The sequence below is a fragment of the Cryobacterium sp. 10S3 genome (assembly GCF_034344045.1).
GTDB classification, from domain to species: domain Bacteria; phylum Actinomycetota; class Actinomycetes; order Actinomycetales; family Microbacteriaceae; genus Cryobacterium; species Cryobacterium glucosi.
The window spans coordinates 1846431-1864643 of sequence record NZ_CP133773.1 but is presented as its reverse complement, the minus strand read 5'-3'; the positions used below and the strand labels follow the sequence as shown (position 1 = coordinate 1864643).

20 protein-coding genes and 1 tRNA gene are annotated in these 18213 nt (G+C 67.9%); 17 read left to right on the top strand and 4 right to left on the bottom strand.

Annotated elements, in window-relative coordinates:
• Positions 1-107: 107 nt before the first annotated feature.
• Positions 108-707 (bottom strand): vitamin K epoxide reductase family protein, encoded by a 600-nt coding sequence (locus RHM57_RS08675; protein ID WP_241975424.1) that lies wholly within the window; start codon positions 705-707, stop codon positions 108-110.
• Between the two features lie 279 nt (positions 708-986).
• On the opposite strand from RHM57_RS08675, the gene RHM57_RS08670 reads away from it, so the two are divergent.
• On the top strand, positions 987-3704 hold the full coding sequence (locus RHM57_RS08670) for an Rne/Rng family ribonuclease (RefSeq protein WP_322189738.1): 2718 nt from the start codon (positions 987-989) through the stop codon (positions 3702-3704).
• Positions 3705-3811: 107 nt separating this feature from the next.
• Here RHM57_RS08670 and RHM57_RS08665 read toward each other — a convergent pair whose 3' ends face one another.
• Positions 3812-4084, bottom strand: coding sequence for a DUF4031 domain-containing protein (locus tag RHM57_RS08665; protein WP_134447926.1), 273 nt, complete (start codon positions 4082-4084; stop codon positions 3812-3814).
• A 242-nt stretch (positions 4085-4326) separates the two neighbouring features.
• Here RHM57_RS08665 and rplU point away from each other — a divergent pair, with 242 nt between their 5' ends.
• The 10 genes from rplU (at position 4327) to RHM57_RS08615 (ending at position 11192) form a co-directional block, all read left to right on the top strand.
• Complete coding sequence (gene rplU, locus RHM57_RS08660; protein WP_134447928.1) at positions 4327-4635, top strand: 50S ribosomal protein L21; 309 nt, start codon at positions 4327-4329, stop codon at positions 4633-4635.
• 18 nt (positions 4636-4653) lie between these two features.
• Complete coding sequence (gene rpmA, locus RHM57_RS08655) at positions 4654-4911, top strand: 50S ribosomal protein L27 (RefSeq protein ID WP_066595878.1); 258 nt, start codon at positions 4654-4656, stop codon at positions 4909-4911.
• A gap of 79 nt (positions 4912-4990) precedes the next feature.
• Positions 4991-6556: a GTPase ObgE gene (obgE, locus tag RHM57_RS08650; protein ID WP_134447930.1), complete on the top strand. Its 1566-nt coding sequence runs from the start codon at positions 4991-4993 to the stop codon at positions 6554-6556.
• On the top strand, positions 6553-7338 hold the full coding sequence (gene proB, locus RHM57_RS08645) for a glutamate 5-kinase (protein ID WP_134447932.1): 786 nt from the start codon (positions 6553-6555) through the stop codon (positions 7336-7338). Before obgE ends, proB begins: the two co-directional genes overlap by 4 nt.
• Positions 7339-7390: 52 nt before the next feature.
• On the top strand, positions 7391-8659 hold the full coding sequence (locus RHM57_RS08640; RefSeq protein WP_322189737.1) for a glutamate-5-semialdehyde dehydrogenase: 1269 nt from the start codon (positions 7391-7393) through the stop codon (positions 8657-8659).
• Positions 8660-8729: 70 nt separating this feature from the next.
• Complete coding sequence (locus tag RHM57_RS08635; RefSeq protein ID WP_241975425.1) at positions 8730-8876, top strand: hypothetical protein; 147 nt, start codon at positions 8730-8732, stop codon at positions 8874-8876.
• Between the two features lie 13 nt (positions 8877-8889).
• Complete coding sequence (gene nadD / locus RHM57_RS08630) at positions 8890-9483, top strand: nicotinate-nucleotide adenylyltransferase (RefSeq protein ID WP_255454114.1); 594 nt, start codon at positions 8890-8892, stop codon at positions 9481-9483.
• A gap of 47 nt (positions 9484-9530) precedes the next feature.
• Positions 9531-10625, top strand: a complete 1095-nt coding sequence (locus RHM57_RS08625; protein WP_322189736.1) for a hypothetical protein — start codon at positions 9531-9533, stop codon at positions 10623-10625.
• Between the two features lie 40 nt (positions 10626-10665).
• On the top strand, positions 10666-11043 hold the full coding sequence (gene rsfS, locus RHM57_RS08620) for a ribosome silencing factor (RefSeq protein WP_134447942.1): 378 nt from the start codon (positions 10666-10668) through the stop codon (positions 11041-11043).
• Positions 11044-11116: 73 nt separating this feature from the next.
• A tRNA-Ala gene (locus RHM57_RS08615) sits at positions 11117-11192 on the top strand.
• 78 nt (positions 11193-11270) lie between these two features.
• On the opposite strand, the gene RHM57_RS08610 is transcribed toward RHM57_RS08615, so the two are convergent.
• Complete coding sequence (locus RHM57_RS08610) at positions 11271-11522, bottom strand: DUF1653 domain-containing protein (protein ID WP_322189735.1); 252 nt, start codon at positions 11520-11522, stop codon at positions 11271-11273.
• A gap of 169 nt (positions 11523-11691) precedes the next feature.
• Here RHM57_RS08610 and RHM57_RS08605 point away from each other — a divergent pair, with 169 nt between their 5' ends.
• From RHM57_RS08605 to RHM57_RS08585, 5 genes are all read left to right on the top strand, one after another.
• Positions 11692-11988, top strand: coding sequence for a FeoA family protein (locus RHM57_RS08605; protein ID WP_241975426.1), 297 nt, complete (start codon positions 11692-11694; stop codon positions 11986-11988).
• Entirely contained in the window at positions 11985-13955 is a 1971-nt protein-coding gene (feoB, locus tag RHM57_RS08600) for a ferrous iron transporter B (protein ID WP_134559800.1), read from the top strand. The genes RHM57_RS08605 and feoB overlap by 4 nt, the downstream gene beginning before the upstream one ends.
• A gap of 1 nt (position 13956) precedes the next feature.
• Entirely contained in the window at positions 13957-14484 is a 528-nt protein-coding gene (locus RHM57_RS08595) for a NifU family protein (RefSeq protein ID WP_134559802.1), read from the top strand.
• A 178-nt stretch (positions 14485-14662) separates the two neighbouring features.
• On the top strand, positions 14663-16069 hold the full coding sequence (locus RHM57_RS08590; RefSeq protein WP_134447950.1) for a phosphoribosyltransferase family protein: 1407 nt from the start codon (positions 14663-14665) through the stop codon (positions 16067-16069).
• 67 nt (positions 16070-16136) lie between these two features.
• The gene (locus RHM57_RS08585) at positions 16137-16556 is read left to right on the top strand and encodes a YchJ family protein (RefSeq protein ID WP_134447952.1); all 420 of its coding nucleotides are present in this window, start codon (positions 16137-16139) and stop codon (positions 16554-16556) included.
• A 37-nt stretch (positions 16557-16593) separates the two neighbouring features.
• Here the strand turns inward: RHM57_RS08585 and RHM57_RS08580 are convergent, their stop codons facing one another.
• Complete coding sequence (locus RHM57_RS08580; RefSeq protein WP_134447954.1) at positions 16594-16968, bottom strand: glyoxalase superfamily protein; 375 nt, start codon at positions 16966-16968, stop codon at positions 16594-16596.
• Positions 16969-17163: 195 nt separating this feature from the next.
• Between RHM57_RS08580 and RHM57_RS08575 the strand changes: the two genes are divergently transcribed.
• Positions 17164-18198, top strand: a complete 1035-nt coding sequence (locus tag RHM57_RS08575) for an LLM class flavin-dependent oxidoreductase (protein ID WP_134561183.1) — start codon at positions 17164-17166, stop codon at positions 18196-18198.
• The last annotated feature ends 15 nt before the right edge of the window (positions 18199-18213 follow it).

Sequence of the window (18213 nt, the reverse complement as noted above, 5' to 3'; positions counted from 1 at the left end):
CCCGTCGCGCCGAGTGTCGCCGTCCCCGCCGAAACCAGGCGGAGGAACGGCGACACTCTGCGGTTAAGGCGACGGTCGGCATCCGCCCGGCTGGAGGCGGTCCAGTTCTAGAGGCGGTGCAGGAAGTCCATCTTGAGCTGGGCGACTGTTGCGGCCACGAGGTAGCAGCCGATCGTGATGACGACGATCCACGAGGAGGCGCCGGCGGCGAAGCGCCGCACCCCGGCCGGAACCGGGAGGGTGCCCGTCCTGAGGTTGTAGAGGGTCACGGCCAGGAACATCGGGATCGTGACGACCCAGGTCACCATGCACCACGGGCAGAGCACGTCGAGCACGAAGAAGCTCTGGCCCATCAGCCAGATCACGAAGACGAGCGCGAGCGCCACGCCGGCGTTCAGTCCGATCCAGAACCAGCGGGCGAACCGGGCGCCAGCGAGGATCGCGGCGCCGATCGTGATGACGACCGTCCAGGCGATGAGTCCGATCAACGGGTTCGGGAAACCGAACAGCGCACCCTGCCAGGAACCGAGGTTGGTGCTGCAGCCGACGAGCACGCTGAAGTTGCAGGATAGCTGCGCCTGCGGATCCTCGAGGATGGCGATCTTGTCCAGGGTCAGCGCGAAGGCCGCCGCGAGGGCGATCGCACCCCCGATGATCATGAAGATGGCGAGCCCGGTGGGGCGCCTGGATTGCTCGGTCTGTTGCACCTCAGGATTATGTCATGCGCCTCGCACTCGATCCTGAACAATACATGCGATAATCAACACGGATGCTTGGGCCGCGCTCAAGCACAGCCAGAGAAGGCTTAATGGGCCGTAACAGCCCAGATTCATTGGTCCCACGACCAAAGGTATTAGCAGCCAGAGCCAAGAGCCGGTTGCGAACGAAGAGGATTCCCGAGGTGGACGCGCAAGCGTTTTTCTCGCACGAGAGAGTAGCCGGATGGGTGGCGCGGTCGCCCAAAACGGTCAAGGAGCGCACCAGTAATGGTGGAAGACAACGAAAACACCAAAAAACGCAAAGGTCTGTTCGGATCCCGCCGTCGGCGTGTAGCCGCCGCGGCGATCGCGCCAACGGAAGCACCGGCCACGGTACCCGGCGCCGCGACAGACGCCGTGGAGGCACCGACAGCACCATTCCTCGAGGGGGAGCCCGCACCCTGGGCGTCCACCGCGACGACCCCAGCCGAACAGGACACCACCGTGGACCAGCCGACTCCGCCCGTCGAACCCGCACAGCCGGTTCGCAGGCCCTCGACCTCTCTTCTTTTCCAGGCGCCGAACATCGTGCCGCTTCCGGCACGTGCCGGAGCCAGGCGCGACGATTCGCGTGCCTTCGACGATCGTCAGGACGGCAACCGCCCAGACGGGGATCGTCAGGACAGCCGCTCGGGCAACCGCCAGGACAACGGCGCGGAGAACCGTCACGACCGCAACCGCTCGGACAGCCGCTCGGACAACCGTCCCGACGGCCGCTCGGACCGCGATGAGTACCCGGACGAGACGTCGACCGTCCGCCGCCGCGCCCGCCGCAGGCCAGGCGACGAGAACCGCTCCGGTGCCGACGACCCCGCCAACACCGTCGTCCGGGTCCGCGTTCCGCGCGAACCCGAGCTCATCACCGAGCCGCAGCGGATCAAGGGCTCGACCCGCCTCGAGGCCAAGAAGCAGCGCCGCCGCGACGGCCGCGACGCCGGGCGTCGCCGTCCGGTCATCACGGAGGCCGAGTTCCTCGCCCGCCGTGAATCGGTCGACCGGGTCATGGTCGTGCGGGCCAAACACAACAAGATCCAGATCGGCGTCCTCGAGGACGGCGTACTCGTCGAGCACTACGTCGCCAAGAACCAGGACGCATCCCTGATCGGGAATGTGTACCTCGGCCGGGTACAGAACGTGCTCCCGAGCATGGAAGCCGCCTTCGTCGACATCGGACGCGGCCGCAACGCCGTGCTGTACTCCGGTGAGGTCGACTGGGAGGCCGCGGCGGAACATGCCGCCAACAGCAACCAGGCGCGTCGGATCGAGCTCGCGCTCAAGCCAGGCGACAAGGTGCTCGTCCAGGTCACGAAGGACCCGATCGGCCACAAGGGCGCCCGGCTCACGAGCCAGGTCTCGCTTCCCGGCCGGTACCTCGTCTACGTGCCGAACGGCTCGATGAACGGCATCAGCCGCAAGCTTCCGGACACCGAGCGTGCCCGCCTCAAGAAGATCCTCAAAGAGGTCCTGCCGGACAACACCGGCGTGATTGTGCGTACCGCCGCGGAAGGTGCCACCGACGAGCAGCTGACGCTCGACGTCAACCGCCTCACCGAGCAGTGGGCATCCATCTCCAAGCTCGTCGACACTGTCCAGGCCCCCGCGCTGCTGCACGGTGAGCCCGACCTGCTGATCAAGATCGTGCGCGACGTCTTCAACGAGGACTTCCAGAAGATGGTCATCTCCGGGGACGAAGCCCGCGAGACGATCCAGACCTACCTCGGCCAGGTCGCCCCCGACCTCGTCGACCGCGTCGAGCGTTACGAGGGCGAAAACGACGCCTTCGACGAGTACCGCATCTCCGAGCAGATCGAGAAGGCCCTCGACCGCAAGGTCTGGCTGCCCTCCGGCGGTTCCCTCGTGATCGACCGCACAGAGGCGATGACCGTCGTCGACGTCAACACGGGCAAGTTCGTCGGTTCCGGCGGCAACCTCGAGGAAACCGTCACGAAGAACAACCTCGAGGCCGCAGAGGAGATCGTGCGTCAGCTCCGGCTGCGCGACATCGGCGGCATCATCGTCGTCGACTTCATCGACATGGTCCTCGAGACCAACCGCGACCTCGTGCTGCGCCGCCTGCTCGAATGCCTGAGCCGCGACCGCACCAAGCACCAGGTCGCGGAGGTCACCTCGCTCGGGCTTGTGCAGATGACACGCAAGAAGCTCGGACTGGGACTCCTCGAGTCGTTCAGCGAGAACTGCGAGGCCTGTGCGGGCCGCGGAGTCGTCATCCACCACGACCCCGTCACCAAGCACCGCCAGACCGCCCAGCCGCCCCAGGAGCGCCGCCCGCGCAGCAAGTCGGGCAACTCAGGCAACGACAACGGCAACGGCAACGGCAACGGCAACGGGAGCAACGGCGGCAACGGGAACGGCAACGGCGGCAACAACGGCCACCGCGGCGGTAACTCCGGCACCAACGGCTCCGTGTCCGAGCAGGCGAAGGCCACATCGGGCACGCACGGGATCACCGAGGACGCCAAGCACGCACTCGCCCTGATCGCGGCCAGGACCATCCCGCGCGCCCTGACCGGGTCCATCCCGATCATCCACGTGCCGGATGCCCCCGCGTCCGTCCCCGTCTCCGCAGAGCAGGAGGTGCACGCGAACGAGTCCACAGCCCCGGTCGAGCCCACGGTCACGCCCGTCGCCGAGGCATCCGCCCCCGTGGAGGCGCCGAGCATCACCCAGGCCGTTGCCGCGGACCTGACGGAGGCCAACACCGGTTCCGTCGAGATCCTCGACATCCCGGTGCGGAAGTCGTCCCGCGCCCGTCGTACCGTGAGCAAGCAGGTCACCGACCAGCTGCTCGACTCGGTGCTCGAGTCGCTCCCTGAGCCCAAGCAGCCCGGCCAGGGCCGCTCGCGCAGCCGCAGGGTCACGACGGCCGGCGGCTCGACGTCGAACGCGCAGCCCATCGTGCTGCCGGCACGGGAGACGCAGAACTAGTTCAGCACGAGCCCAGGGACATCGGGGCCGTACGGCGGTCGACTTCGGTCGGCCGCCGTTTTCCGTACCCGCGACACGCCGAGACACGCCGCCGGGCCGCGGTGGGTTCAGCGTCCGGAGCGTTCGCGTCCGGACACGCGGAGCCCGCTCGCGCGCAAGCGCAGCACGAGCTCCCTGTTGCCCACCGGAAGCGCCCCAGCCGCCACGAGGGCCTCGTAGCGGTGCGCGGGCACGTCATAGTGGTCCAGGTCGAAACCCCGCAGGGGAATGCCGTTCGCCGCGGCGAAACCGTGCAATTCTTCGAGCGACACGTCGCTGACGAGGTGCGACCAGACCGTATCGTGCGCAGGCCATGTAGGCTGATCTATCAACACGGTCATACCAAGATTGTATGTTCCCCGCAGCGTTGTGCCGGGGGAGCAGGCGATCCCCGGTCGATCCCAGCCCCAGTTTGACCGGGGCAGGTTGATCAGCTAAACTCGACTGTTGGTGTGCGTTGGGCCTGAGCCCGCGCTGACACCTAAGGTTTTCTGACAGAGACGGGCCGACTTGGGCCGTTTACGCAGTAACTTTCCATCATAGGAATCGGGGCCTCACGGCTCCCCAGAGATAGGTACGTAACGTGGTTTACGCAGTTGTGCGCGCCGGTGGGCGGCAGGAGAAGGTAGAGGTCGGGACCATCGTAACGATGGACCGAATCAAGGCTGACAAGGACGGCAACGTCGAGCTGGCCGCAGTGCTCCTCGTCGATGGCGACAAGATCACCTCTGACTCGAAGTCTTTGGCCAAAGTCACCGTGACCGCCGAGGTCCTCAACGACCTCCGCGGCCCGAAGATCGTCATCCAGAAGTTCAAGAACAAGACCGGTTACAAGAAGCGTCAGGGGCACCGTCAGGAGCTCACTCGCGTTCAGGTCACCGGCATCGCCTAGGCCCGAGGAGCAGAACAAATGGCACACAAAAAAGGTGCGAGTTCCACTCGCAACGGTCGCGACTCCAACGCCCAGCGCCTCGGCGTGAAGCGCTTCGGTGGTCAGGTTGTCGGAGCGGGCGAGATCATCGTCCGCCAGCGCGGCACCCACTTCCACCCCGGCGTGAACGTCGGCCGCGGTGGCGACGACACGCTGTTCGCCCTCGAGGCCGGCTCGGTCGAGTTCGGCGCGAAGGGTGGCCGCAAGGTCGTCAACATCGTGGTGGCTGCCGCGTAGGCATCCACAATCTGTAAGCGTGAGGGCGGGCTTCGGCTCGCCCTCTGCTTGTTTTACGCCACCTGAAAGGGGCACCCCCATGGCCACATTCGTTGACCAGGTCACGCTGCACCTGCGCGCGGGCAACGGCGGCAACGGCTGTGTGTCCGTCAAGCGGGAGAAGTTCAAGCCCCTGGCCGGCCCCGACGGCGGCAACGGCGGAAACGGCGGCGACATCGTGCTCGTCGCCGATCCCCAGGTGACCACGCTCCTCGGCTTCCACCGGTCCCCGCACCGCAGCTCCGTCAACGGCGGTCCCGGCATGGGCGACCACCGCGCCGGTTTCAGCAGCGAGATCATGGAACTCTCCGTACCCCTCGGCACCGTCGTCAAGGACGTCGACGGCAACGAACTCGCCGACATGACCGAACCGGGTTTCCGGATCGTCGTGGCCCCCGGCGGCCAGGGCGGGCTCGGCAACGCCGCACTCGCCTCCTCGAAGCGCAAGGCCCCCGGTTTCGCACTCCTCGGCACCTACGGCTGGGAAGGCGATGTCCAGCTCGAGCTCAAGACCGTTGCGGACGTCGCCTTCGTCGGCTATCCCTCCGCAGGCAAGTCCAGCCTGATCGCGGCCATGTCCGCCGCGAGGCCCAAGATCGCCGACTACCCCTTCACGACCCTGTTCCCGAACCTGGGCGTCGTCGACGCCGGCGAGGTGCGCTACACGGTGGCAGACGTTCCCGGCCTGATCGAGGGCGCGAGCGAGGGCAAGGGCCTCGGCCTCGAATTCCTGCGCCACGTCGAACGCTGCACAGCTCTCCTGCACATCCTCGACTGCGCGACCCTCGACCCCGACCGCGACCCGCTCAGCGACCTCGACGTGATCCTCGGAGAACTCGGCGCCTACCCGGTTCCCGAAGGCCAGAAACCCCTCCTCGACCGTCCCCAGCTGGTCGCGCTCAACAAGATCGACGTTCCAGAGGCCCGCGAACTCGCGGACTTCGTCAAGGCAGACCTCGAAGCCCGCGGCTACCGCGTCTTCGAGATCTCCACCGTCAGCCACGAGGGCCTCCGCCAGCTGAACTATGCCCTCGCCGAACTCGTCGAAGCAGGCCGCATCGAGTCCGCCGCCGCACTCGCGGCCAAGCCGCGCATCATCATCCGTCCCAAGGCCGTCGACGACAGCGGTTTCGTCGTCAAGGTCGAGGGCGGCTCGTTCGGCAACATCTACCGCATCATCGGCACCAAGCCCGAGCGCTGGGTGCAGCAGACCGACTTCACCAACGACGAGGCCGTCGGCTTCCTCGCCGACCGCCTGGCCAAGCTCGGCATCGAGAACGAACTCTTCAAGGCGGGAGCCGTCGCCGGCTCGACCGTGATCATCGGCGCAGGCAACGGTGTCGTCTTCGACTGGGAGCCCACTCTCACGTCGACGGCGGAGCTCATCACGGCCCCCCGCGGCACCGACACCCGCCTCGACGACTCGAAGCGTCGCACGAGCAGCGAGCGCCGGGAAGAGTACTTCGGCCGGATGGACGCCAAGGCGGCCGCCCGTGCCGAGCTCATCCGCGAGCGCGACGCCGGAATGTGGACCTCTGGCGAGGTCGAGTACAACGGCGAGAGCGCCCCAGCAGGCTCGGAAAGCAGCCAGGAAGACTCCGAGTGAGCGTCCTCGGGCGGGACGACATCAAGACGGCGGCACGCATCGTCGTGAAGGTCGGGTCATCCTCGATCAGCGGAGCGAACGTGTCGCAGATCTCCCCGCTCGTCGACGCCCTCGCCGAGGCGCACGCCCGCGGCGCCGAGATCGTCCTGGTCTCCTCCGGTGCGATCGCGACCGGGATGCCGTACCTCAACCTCGAGGAACGGCCCACCGACCTCGCAACCCAGCAGGCCGCGGCCTCCGTCGGCCAGAACCTCCTGATCTTCCGCTACCAGGACAGTCTCCGTCGCTACTCGATCATCGCCGGGCAGGTGCTGCTCACCGCCGGCGACCTCGAGAACCCGTCACACCGGTCCAATGCGCGCCGCGCGATGAACCGGCTGCTCGGGCTGCGGATCCTCCCGATCGTGAACGAGAACGACACCGTCGCCACCCACGAGATCCGCTTCGGCGACAACGACAGGCTCGCGGCCCTCGTCGCGACCCTGATCGGAGCCGACCTCCTCGTGCTGCTGAGCGACGTCGACGCCCTCTACACCCGCCCGCCGCATCTCCCAGGGGCGGAACGCATCCCGCACATCGCGGCAGGCGACCGGCTTCCCGGCGTGGAATTCGGCGCGAGCTCCTCCGGTGTCGGCACCGGGGGGGCCGGTACGAAGGTGTCAGCGGCCCGGATTGCAGCGGAAGCAGGAACGGCCGTGCTGGTCACCTCGACAGGGCTCGTCGCCCAGGCCCTGCGCGGCGACTACGTCGGCACCTGGTTCGAACCGACTCCCCGGCTGTAACCTGTCCGGTCCTGGCCCCGCGGGGGTGGGAAACGTGCCGTAAACTACCGGCATGCTGCAGTCACCCGTCGACTCCCTCCGGCTCACCCTGACCCTCGATGCGGCGCGCAGGGCCTCGATCGTCCTCGCGTCCACTCCGACCTCGCAGAAGAACAGGGCGCTCACCGCGATCGCGGACTCCCTGCGCAGGAACACGGCAGACATCCTCGCGGCGAACCGTGACGACCTCGCCGCCGGCGCCGCAAACGGACTCAGTACCGGTCTCCTCGACCGGCTCACCCTCGATGAGGCCCGCGTGGCCGGCCTCGCGGACGCCGTGCTCCAGATTGCACTCCTGACCGACCCCGTCGGCGAGGTCGTCCGCGGCAGCAGCCTGCCCAACGGTGTGAAGATCAGCCAGGTGCGGGTGCCCTTCGGCGTCGTCGGCGTCATCTACGAGGCGCGGCCCAACGTGTCCGTCGATATCGCGGCGCTCGCGCTCAAGAGCGGCAACGCCGTCGTCCTCCGCGGCGGATCCGCCGCCGAGAACACCAACCGGGTCCTGGTCGCCCTCCTCCAGTCGGCCATCGACTCCGTCGGCCTGCCGGGGGACGTGGTGCAGACCATCGATCCCTTCGGGCGCGAGGGCGCGACCGAACTCATGCAGGCCCGCGGCCAGGTCGACGTGCTCATTCCGCGCGGAAGCGCCGGACTGATCAATGCCGTCGTCACCCAGTCGAAGGTCCCGGTCATCGAGACCGGTGCCGGCGTCGTGCACATCTTCCTCGACGAGAGCGCCAACCGGGATTGGGCCGTCGAGATCGTGCACAACTCGAAGGTGCAGCGCCCGAGCGTCTGCAACGCCGTCGAGACCCTCCTCGTCCACGAGGGCGCCGCTGACCGTCTCCTGCCTGCCGTCCTCGGTCGTCTCGCCGCCTCCGGGGTCACCATCCACGGCGACGCCCGCGTCCAGGCGCTCTTCCCGGACGCCGTCCCCGCGACCGAATTCGACTGGGAGACGGAATACATGAGCCTCGACCTCGCGGTCGCGGTCGTTCCCGGCCTCGATGGGGCGCTCGCGCACATCCGCCGGTATTCGACGGGCCACACCGAGTCGATCATCACGAACGACATCGTCAACTCCGAACGGTTCCTGAACGAAGTGGATTCCGCGGCCGTCATGGTCAACGCATCGACCCGGTTCACCGATGGCGGCGAATTCGGCTTCGGTGCCGAGGTGGGCATCTCCACCCAGAAACTGCACGCCCGAGGCCCGATGGGACTCCAGGAACTCACGAGCACGAAGTGGATCGTGCGCGGCAGCGGACAGGTGCGGGCCTAGTCCGAACGGCCCCACTAGAATGGTGCGGTACTGCACGTCACGCGTGCCGTCCCGCAGAAAAGGAGTGTATATGCCGACGTTCGTCTACGGCCTGATTGCCCTGGTCACCTTCGGCGCCCTCGGCGGGGTCGTCTGGTCCTACCGCGATGTCGCCAACCGCCACGCCGAAAAGGCGCGCGCATACGCCGCAGCGCACGGCCGCGTCGACGAGCACTAGGGACACCGTCTCCGTGACTGAGCGCCGCCCCCGCATCGGCGTCATGGGCGGCACCTTCGATCCCATCCACCACGGCCACCTCGTCGCCGCGAGTGAGGTGGCGCAGAGCTTCCACCTCGACGAGGTCGTCTTCGTGCCGACCGGGCAGCCGTGGCAGAAGAGCGACGTGACCGAAACCGAACACCGCTACCTGATGACCGTGATCGCGACGGCGTCGAACCCCCGTTTCACCGTGAGCCGCGTCGACATCGACAGGGTCGGCCCGACGTACACGATCGACACCCTGCGCGACCTGCACGCCCAGCGCCCTGATGCCGAACTGTTCTTCATCACCGGTGCCGACGCCATCCGCCAGATCCTGAGCTGGAAAGACGTGCAGGAACTCTGGGACCTCGCCCATTTCGTCGCTGTGAGTCGACCGGGACATGAGCTCACCATTTCGGGATTGCCGAACCAGGACGTAAGCTTGCTGGAAGTTCCGGCATTGTCGATATCGTCCACCGACTGCCGTGCACGCGTGAACCGGGGTTTCCCGGTCTGGTATCTGGTTCCCGACGGGGTCGTCCAGTACATCTCAAAGCATCATCTGTATCGGAGTGTGGCATGACGTTGGGTATCAACCCACCGCCACTGACGCGTCGTCAAGCGCGCGAGTTGGCAAACGGGCATCAGCCCTACGCGCCCTCCGCTGCGCAGAAACATTCCCCGCACCACACGCAGCCCGCGCAACCGGTCACCCCGGCGGCCCCGTCAGCGGATGCCCCCACTGTCGAGCCCGAGTCTCTTCTGGTCCTGCCGTCGACCGGTGGACCCGCGGCCGAATCCGGACCCGTCATCCTCGCTGAGCTCGTTCCCGAAGCCGAAGCTGAAGCCGAAGCTGAAGCCGAAGCTGAAGCCGAAGCTGCAACCCCGGCGGCGCCGGAATCCGGCGCAACGACCGACGCCGTCGAGACTCCCGGTGAAACCAGCGCCGGGACTGCCGCGGACGTTCCGGTCCGCGAGCACACCCTGACCCGGCGCGAACTCCGCGCCTTGCAAGCCGCCGAAGCGCCTCCGGCCGAGGATTCCCTGCTCGCGGCCGTCGCGACGCTCACCGCATCCCGACCCCTCACTACGCCAGCTTCCCCCGCCGAGGAGCAGGACAATGTCCGCCCGCAGGGTCGCCCGGTCGAGCCGGAACCCATCGCCTTCATGGTCGACGTCGCGCCGAGCCCCCTCGGCGAGACCCGTCCCGGCTCCCTGCACCCTCCTGTCGGGCACTGGTCGCTCGACCGCGGCGAAGAGAACGACCTGCTGCCCGGGTTCGAGACGCTCGCCCCGTTCGACCAGCTGGTGAACCAGGGCGTGAGCGCCGGCGGCATCCCGACCACGACGAACGCGCTGATCCTTCCCTCGATCCCGCACCAGGGCAACTCCTCTGGTCCGCTGACGAGTACCGGTGAAATCATGATCACGGGCTCGATCGACCTGCCACGCAGCCTCGGCGAAACCGGGGTGCACCCCAACGTCTACGACTCCTCCGAGATGGACCGCATGCTCGACCAGCTCGACGAGGGCGGCCACCGCAACGGGATCGTCCCGGTGAGCGCCAGTCGCGCCGTCAGCACCCACGCGTCGACCCGAGGCGTCATGGCCCCGCCGAAACAGCGCGGACTCACGCTTCCCACCGTTCTCACCGTCACCGTCGGCGTGCTCGCCGTCGGCGTGCTGGCCCTGTTCGCGGTCGGCTACTTCCTCCACATCTTTTAATGCCATTTCACTCGCTTTCACTAACACAGGGATTCATTCGATGACCGCTTCTGCCCACGCTCTCGAGCTCCTCAAGCTGGCCGCCGCCGCCGCAGACTCGAAAGCGGGGGAGGACCTCGTCGCGATCGACGTTTCCAGCCCTCTCCCACTGACCGACATCTTCCTCATCGTCACCGGCCGCTCCGAGCGCAACGTCGTCGCCATCGCCGGCGAGATCGAAGACCAGCTCACCGCAGCCGGTCACAAGCCGCTGCGCCGCGAAGGCCGCGCTGAGGGTCGCTGGGTTCTCGTCGACTTCGGCGACCTCGTCGTGCACGTCTTCCACGAGGAGGAGCGCGTGTACTATTCCCTCGAGCGACTCTGGAAGGACTGCCCCGTCATCCCGATCGAACTGCCCGTCCACAAGGTCCAGGACTGACAGTGGTCACAACAGGCTTCCGCATGTAGTAGCCTAGAGAAGTTGTTTCGGGGGAAAACCTGAAACACAATCTGGGTCCGTGGCGCAGCTGGTAGCGCACCTGCATGGCATGCAGGGGGTCAGGGGTTCGAATCCCCTCGGATCCACCAAGACAGGAAAAGCCCCGACTTCGGTCGGGGCTTTTCCTGTGTCAGAGCTGCTTCCAGCACGATGTCAGCTCGGAATATTCAGTCCCGGATATCCAGCACGGAGTGCGCTGCGGCGTCGGTGTCGATCGGGGCGAACCGGGGAACCGCCTGTCCGTCGATGTTGACGGACTCCCGGAACATCACCAGGGGACGCACCCACAGGCCACGATCGCCGTAAAGCGCCGTGTAGACGACGAGCTCCTCCTCGGTCTCCGAGTGCCGGGCGACGCCGATCACGTCGTACAGATTGCCCTTGTAGTGCCGGTACCGCCCTGGCGTTATTCCTGTCATTTTCGCTCCCGCTTTCCGAACCCAGTATCCGGCATAGGCGCAGCGAGCGAGCGGGCGAACCCACCCGGCCGGGAGCGGGAGTAGGTAAGCCTGCCCTAACTTCAGCTAGGCTGAGGGTGAGCCCTCCGCAGTCGGCGGGGAGACCCGACGACGCCGAGGAGAACGTGAAGTGAGAGTGTCCAGCCGGGTAGACGGATCGCCTGCGGCCACCACACCTCCGCTGTCGAACCCCTGCGGCCTGGAGGCGCTGCCGATCGGAGTGCCTGCCCGCATCATCGATGTGGGAGACCACGGTACGGCCCCGTACGCCGGTCGCCTCGGTGACCTCGGCTTCGTCGCCGGCGCCAGGATCGAGCTCCTCCGCCGGGCGCCGCTCGGAGACCCTGCCGTGTACCGGGTCCGCGGCTACGACATCTGCCTCCGACTCGCGCAGGCCCGCGGCATCCGCGTGACAACGACTCTGTGACGGACGCATCGAGCGGGCCGGACTGCCACGGCGGACCGACCGGCGGCACTGTCGTCACCGGCGCCCCGCGCACGGCGCTCGTCGGCAGCCCGAACGCCGGCAAGACGAGCATCTTCAACGCCCTCACAGGACTCCGGGCGAAGACCGGCAACTATCCCGGCGTCACCGTCGGCCGGTCCGTCGGCGTCTTCCGCTCGGGCGGCCAGGATTTCGTCGTCGAGGACCTGCCAGGCACCTATGGCCTCGAGCCGGTGAGTCCGGACGAGCAGATCGTCACCGACCTGCTCCAGGGCCGGCTCACCGGGGTCGAATCGCCCGACGCCCTGGTCGTCGTGATCGACGCGACGACGCTCTGGCGGTCACTGCGGCTCGTGTCGCAGGTCCTGCGCCTGCACCGGCCGGTGTGCATCGCCGTGACCCTCACCGACGAACTCATCACCCGCGGCGGGCGCCTCGACATCGCCGGGCTCGAACGGGCCCTCGGCGTGCCGGTGGTCCGGGTGATCGGCAACCGGCGCATCGGCATCCCCGAACTCCGCACGAAGATCGCCGGCTGGCGGAACTGGTCGGTGCCCGTGCTCGATCCACCGACAGACCCGGCCGAGCTCGAGGCCTGGACCGAATCCATCCTTTTGGCGAGCGAGTACCGCCCGGCGCAGCCCGACAAGACCACCCAGCGGATCGACGCGGTGCTGCTGCACCCGGTGTGGGGCACCGCGATCTTCATCGCGGTCATGGTCACCTTCTTCCAGATCATCTTCTCCTTCGCAGCACCCCTGCAGGGACTCGTCGAGACGTTCTTCGGCTGGCTCGCCGGACTGGTCGATGTCTTCGTGCCGGTGCCCTGGCTCGCGGGCCTGCTCGGTGACGCGATCATCGGAGGGGTGGGCGCCGTCGTCGTCTTCATCCCGCAGATCATGCTGATGTTCCTGCTGATCTCCCTGCTCGAGGGCGTCGGCTACATGTGCCGGGCCGCGTTCCTGATGGACCGCATCATGTCGCGGGCGGGGCTCGAGGGCCGGGCGTTCGTCGCGCTGATGAGTTCCTTCGCGTGCGCGGTCCCCGGGATCATGGCGACCCGCACGCTGCCGTCGGCCAAGGACCGCATCGCGACGATGATGGGCGCGCCCCTGATGACCTGCTCGGCACGGCTGCCGGTCTACATCCTCCTGATCGGGATGCTCGTCAGCCCGGAGTCCCGCATCGGCCCGCTGCAGACCCAGGGCGTCATCATGTTCTGCCTCTACTTTCTCGGGGCGGTGTCTGCCATGCTCGCGGCCTGGATCGTGAAGACCGTGCAGGACCGGAACGGCCTCCTGATGCCGTTCTACATGGAGATGCCGCCGTATCGCGTCCCGACGCTGCGGTCCATCTGCCTCACGATGTGGGATTCGTCCCGCGCCTTCCTGCGCAAGTGCGGAACGATCGTCATGCTCACGACGATCGTGCTGTGGCTCCTCCTGAACTTCCCGTTGCACTCGACCGCAGAACTGACGGCATCCGGTGTCGACGTCACGGATGAGGGCGCGGTGACGTCCTTCGTGATGGACCACAGTGCGGCGGCCTCGATCGGCCGTGCCGTCGAACCGGTCTTCGCGCCGCTCGGCTTCGACTGGCGCGTCAACATCGGCGTCGTCGCCTCCCTCTCCGCGCGGGAGACCTTCGTGGCAACGCTCGGCCAGATCGCCGCAGCCGACGACCCGGACAACCCGTCCGCTGCCCTCTCCGCCATGACGTACACCGACGGCGCCCATGCCGGCGACCGGGTCTTCACGGCCCCGACGATCGCCGCGCTTCTGGTCTTCTTCGTGTATGCGCTGCAGTGCATGTCCACGGTGAGCGTGATGAAGCGGGAAACCGGCACCTGGAAGTGGCCGGCCATCGCGTTCGGGTACATGTTCGTGCTGGCCTGGAGCTCGGCGTGGATCGTCCACGGTATCGTCGCACTCGCGACCGGGACGGCCTGAGATGATCCCGCTGCACCCGGAAGCCGTGCACGACCGCCCAGAGGCGCTCCGCTGGGTGATGCCGCCCGGTTCGCTCGGATTCACCGGTGCCGTCCGATCGGCACCGGGCGACCTCGGTCGCCTGCTCGACACCGGCGTGCTCACCGGGCTCACGGTCGGTGCCGGCTCCGTCACGACGTGCCTTTCCGCGACCTGCAGCTGGTCCTCGGAGGGCGCGGCGGTGCGGAGCGCGCTGCACGCCGCCCTCGAGAATCCCGCGGAGTGGGTTCCTGCCGTTGCGGGGACTCCCGGCACGCGCGACGCCGACCTCGCCGTGGCGGCCCGCACCGTGCTGTCCGGGCGCGTCGGCGACTTCATCCGCTCCCACGGCGGCGTCGTCGAGCTCGTCTCTGCACACGACGAGGTCGTCACGGTGCGCCTGACCGGCTCCTGCAGCGGATGTCCCGCCGTCGGGTTCACCCTGCACGCCCGCGTCGAGCGCGCCCTGCGCGACCTCCACCCCGGACTTCGCTCGCTCGTGGCGGTCTGAATCGCTCGTCCACCCGGTCGCCGGTGCGCCTTTCGGCGATCCGCCACCCCTCCGGCATTCATTCCGACCGCGGAATGAATCGGCTTTCGGCCGTGCCCGTCTCGAACACGCCCTATTGCGATTCGCCGCACCGGACCATGATGGTGAACGATTCTGCAGTCCAGAGGAGGTGGGGGCGATGGTCCTGTTCAGTGACCGGGTGGATGCCGGCCGGCAGCTTGCCGAGCGGCTCGAGTACCTGCGGGGTACCGACACGATCGTGCTCGGCCTGCCCAGGGGAGGGGTGCCCGTCGCTGCGGAGGTCGCGAGGGTTCTCGCCGCGCCGCTCGACGTGATCGTGGTCCGAAAACTCGGCGTTCCCTTCCAGCCGGAACTCGCGATGGGAGCGATCGGCGAGGACGGCGTCAGGGAACTCAACCCGGACATCCTCTCGATGGCCAGCATCAGCGCGGACGAGCTCGCGACGGTCGAACGCCACGAACGGGCCATTCTCGACGCCCGCGTCGCGGAGCTGCGCAAGGGCAGGGAACGGGTCGACGTGCGCGGTCACACCGTCGTCATCGTCGACGACGGGATCGCGACGGGTGCGACGGCGCGCGCCGCCGGGGACGTCGCCCGGCTGCACGGCGCAACGCGGGTGATCCTGGCCGTCCCAGTGGCTTCGGCGGAAGCGCTGCTCGACCTCACGAGCTTCGACGAACTGGTCTGCGTGAACGTGCCGCGCCGCCTGGTGGCCGTCGGCAACCATTACATCGACTTCGCGGCCACAACCGACGACGAAGTGACCGCGCTGCTGGACGCCGCCGCCAGGCGGATCCGTTCCGGACGCCATGCCGGCGGATCCGGGCTCGACCGTGACGTGGAGATCCCGGTCGGCACGGTCGTCCTCGAGGGGCACCTGTACCTTCCCGAGAACGCCCCCGCGGTCGTCGTGTTCGCCCATGGCAGCGGGAGCAGCCGCCACAGCCCGCGCAACCAGTTCGTCGCCGACGTCCTGCACCGCGCCGGCCTCGGCACCCTGCTCCTCGACCTGCTCACGCCGGGGGAAGAATCAGACCGGGCCAACGTTTTCGACGTCGGGCTCCTCGCCGGGCGCCTGGCCGCGGCGACCGAGTGGCTCCTCGGCCGGCCGGACACCCGGTCCTGCCGGATCGGCTACTTCGGTGCGAGCACAGGTGCCGGCGCCGCGCTCTGGGCCGCTGCCGACGCCGACGAACGGCTCGCGGCCATCGTCAGCCGCGGCGGCCGTCCCGACCTCGCGGGGGACCGGCTCCCCGAGGTCACGGCCCCGACGCTCCTGATCGTCGGCGGCGCAGACCCGGGCGTGCTCGACCTCAATCGCCGGGCCAGGACCCGGATGCGCTGTCGCAACCGGCTCGCGGTCGTCGAGGGTGCGACCCACCTCTTCGAGGAACCCGGAGCCCTCGCCACCGCGGCGAACCTCGCGTGCGACTGGTTCGTGTCCTACCTGTTGGCCGGGGCCGAGACCGGAGAATCCGGCGAGGCTGCCGGGCTGGTCGGCGTTGCGGAGGGTGACGACGCCACCGAGGTGCGCGCCCAACCGGAGTCGGACGTCCAGTACTGATCTCCTCGCCCCTGATCCCGTTGCCCGGAATTCGCCCCGGTCTTCCGGCGGCGGCGATAATGGTGCTGTGCCGAACCCCCGTGACCCCCGCGCCGATCCGCACGCGCAACGCCCGGAACACTGCCCGTGCCTGAGCGGCGAGCGCTATTCGGCGTGCTGCGGCCCGCTGCACGCCGGGGTCAGTTCCGCACCGACGGCTGAGCGCCTGATGCGATCGCGCTACTCCGCCTTCGCCGTCGGCGACGTGGACTACCTGCTCGACTCGTGGCATCCGAGCACCCGACCCGCGCACTTCGAACTCGACGACACCCTCCACTGGACACGTCTCGATATCGAACGCACCGAAAAGGGCGGACCATTCGACTCGACCGGTGTGGTCGAATTCACCGCGTACTGCCGCCAGGGTGGTGTGCGGAGCGCCCAACACGAGGTGAGCCGCTTCACCCGCGTCGCCCAGCGCTGGTACTACGTCGACGCCGAGGTCTGACCCGACCCGTGCCCCGACCGGGCGCGGGAGGGCCCGGTCATGAGTCGCGCGGAGGGAGCTCCTGGAGCGTCCAGGCGTTTCCGTCCGGATCGGCGAAGGTCACGAAGCGACCCCAGGGCTGCTCATCGACGGGCGTGGCGTCGACACCGTGGTCGCGCAAATGCCGCCAGGCCTCGTCCGCGTCCGGCACGACGACCTGCACCCCACGCTGGGAGCCCGGTGCCATATCGGTGATCCCGGTGCCGAATGCGATCGAGCACGCGGAACCGGGCGGGGTCAGCTGCACGAAACGAAGCGTGTCGCTGACCTGGGAATCGAAGTCGGCATGGAAGCCGACCTGATCGACGTAGAAGGATTTCGCCCGGTCGACGTCGGTCACGGGAACGAAGATGAGCTCGATCTTCCAGTCCATGCTTTCTCCATTCGTGGGGGGCGTGCGACGCGACGTGGCGATGAACGACGGATGCTGACACGATAATGCGATCCGGGCGGAATACCAGCGTGGTGCCGGAGGTTCGGGTAGTGGATGCATTTGCATAGACATGTGCAGGGATGCGCGGCAGGACCAGACCCGGCAACACCACGACCGGCAACAGAGGAGCATGGCATGGCACAGGAGCTTGAACTCGGACTCGACACCTTCGGAGACGTGACCTGGGATGCCGACGGCGCGCCCCTGCACCAGGCGCAGGTGCTCCGCAACGTCGTGGCTGAAGGGGTCCTCGCCGAGCAGGTCGGCCTCGACTTCTTCGGCATCGGGGAGCACCACCGCACGGACTTCGCGGTCTCGGCGCCCGAGGTCGTGCTCGCGGCGATCGCAGGGCGGACCGAACGCATCCGGCTCGGATCTGCCGTGACGGTGCTGAGTTCCGACGACCCGGTCCGGGTGTTCGAGCGCTTCGCGACCCTGGACGGCGTATCGAACGGCCGCGCGGAGGTCATCCTCGGCCGCGGCTCCTTCACCGAATCCTTCCCGCTCTTCGGTCTCGACCTCGGTGACTACGAACGGCTCTTCGAAGAGAAACTCAACCTCTTCGCCGAACTCCTCAAGGAAGAACCGGTGACCTGGACGGGAACGACCCGCGCGGGGCTCACCGACCAGAGCGTGTACCCGCCGACGGAGTCCGGGTCCATGCGCACCTGGGTCGGCGTCGGCGGCAGCCCGCAGTCCGTTGTCCGCGCCGCCCACTACGGGCTCCCGCTCATGCTCGCGATCATCGGCGGCTCACCCCTCGCCTTCGCACCCCTCGTCGAGCTCTACCACCGCGCCCTCGGCGAATTCAAGCGTCCGACCCAGCCGATCGGTGAACACTCCCCGGGGTACGTCGCCGAAACGGATGCGCAGGCGCGCGAGGAGATGTGGCCGCACTATGCCGCGATGCAGGAGCGCATCGGGCGGGAGCGGGGTTGGGGTCCCGTGAGCCGCGCCCAGTTCGAACACGATGCCGGACCGGAGGGCGCCCTGTTCGTGGGCTCGCCGGAGACCGTGGCGGCCAAGATCGTCGCGACGGCGCAGGGCCTCGGCCTGTCGCGTTTCGACCTGAAGTACAGCCTCGGCACCCTCAGCCACGAGAAGCTCATGTCGAGCATCGAGCTGTACGGCACCCGGGTGGCTCCGCTGGTGCGGGACGCGCTGGGTTGATCTCCCAGCTGGGGA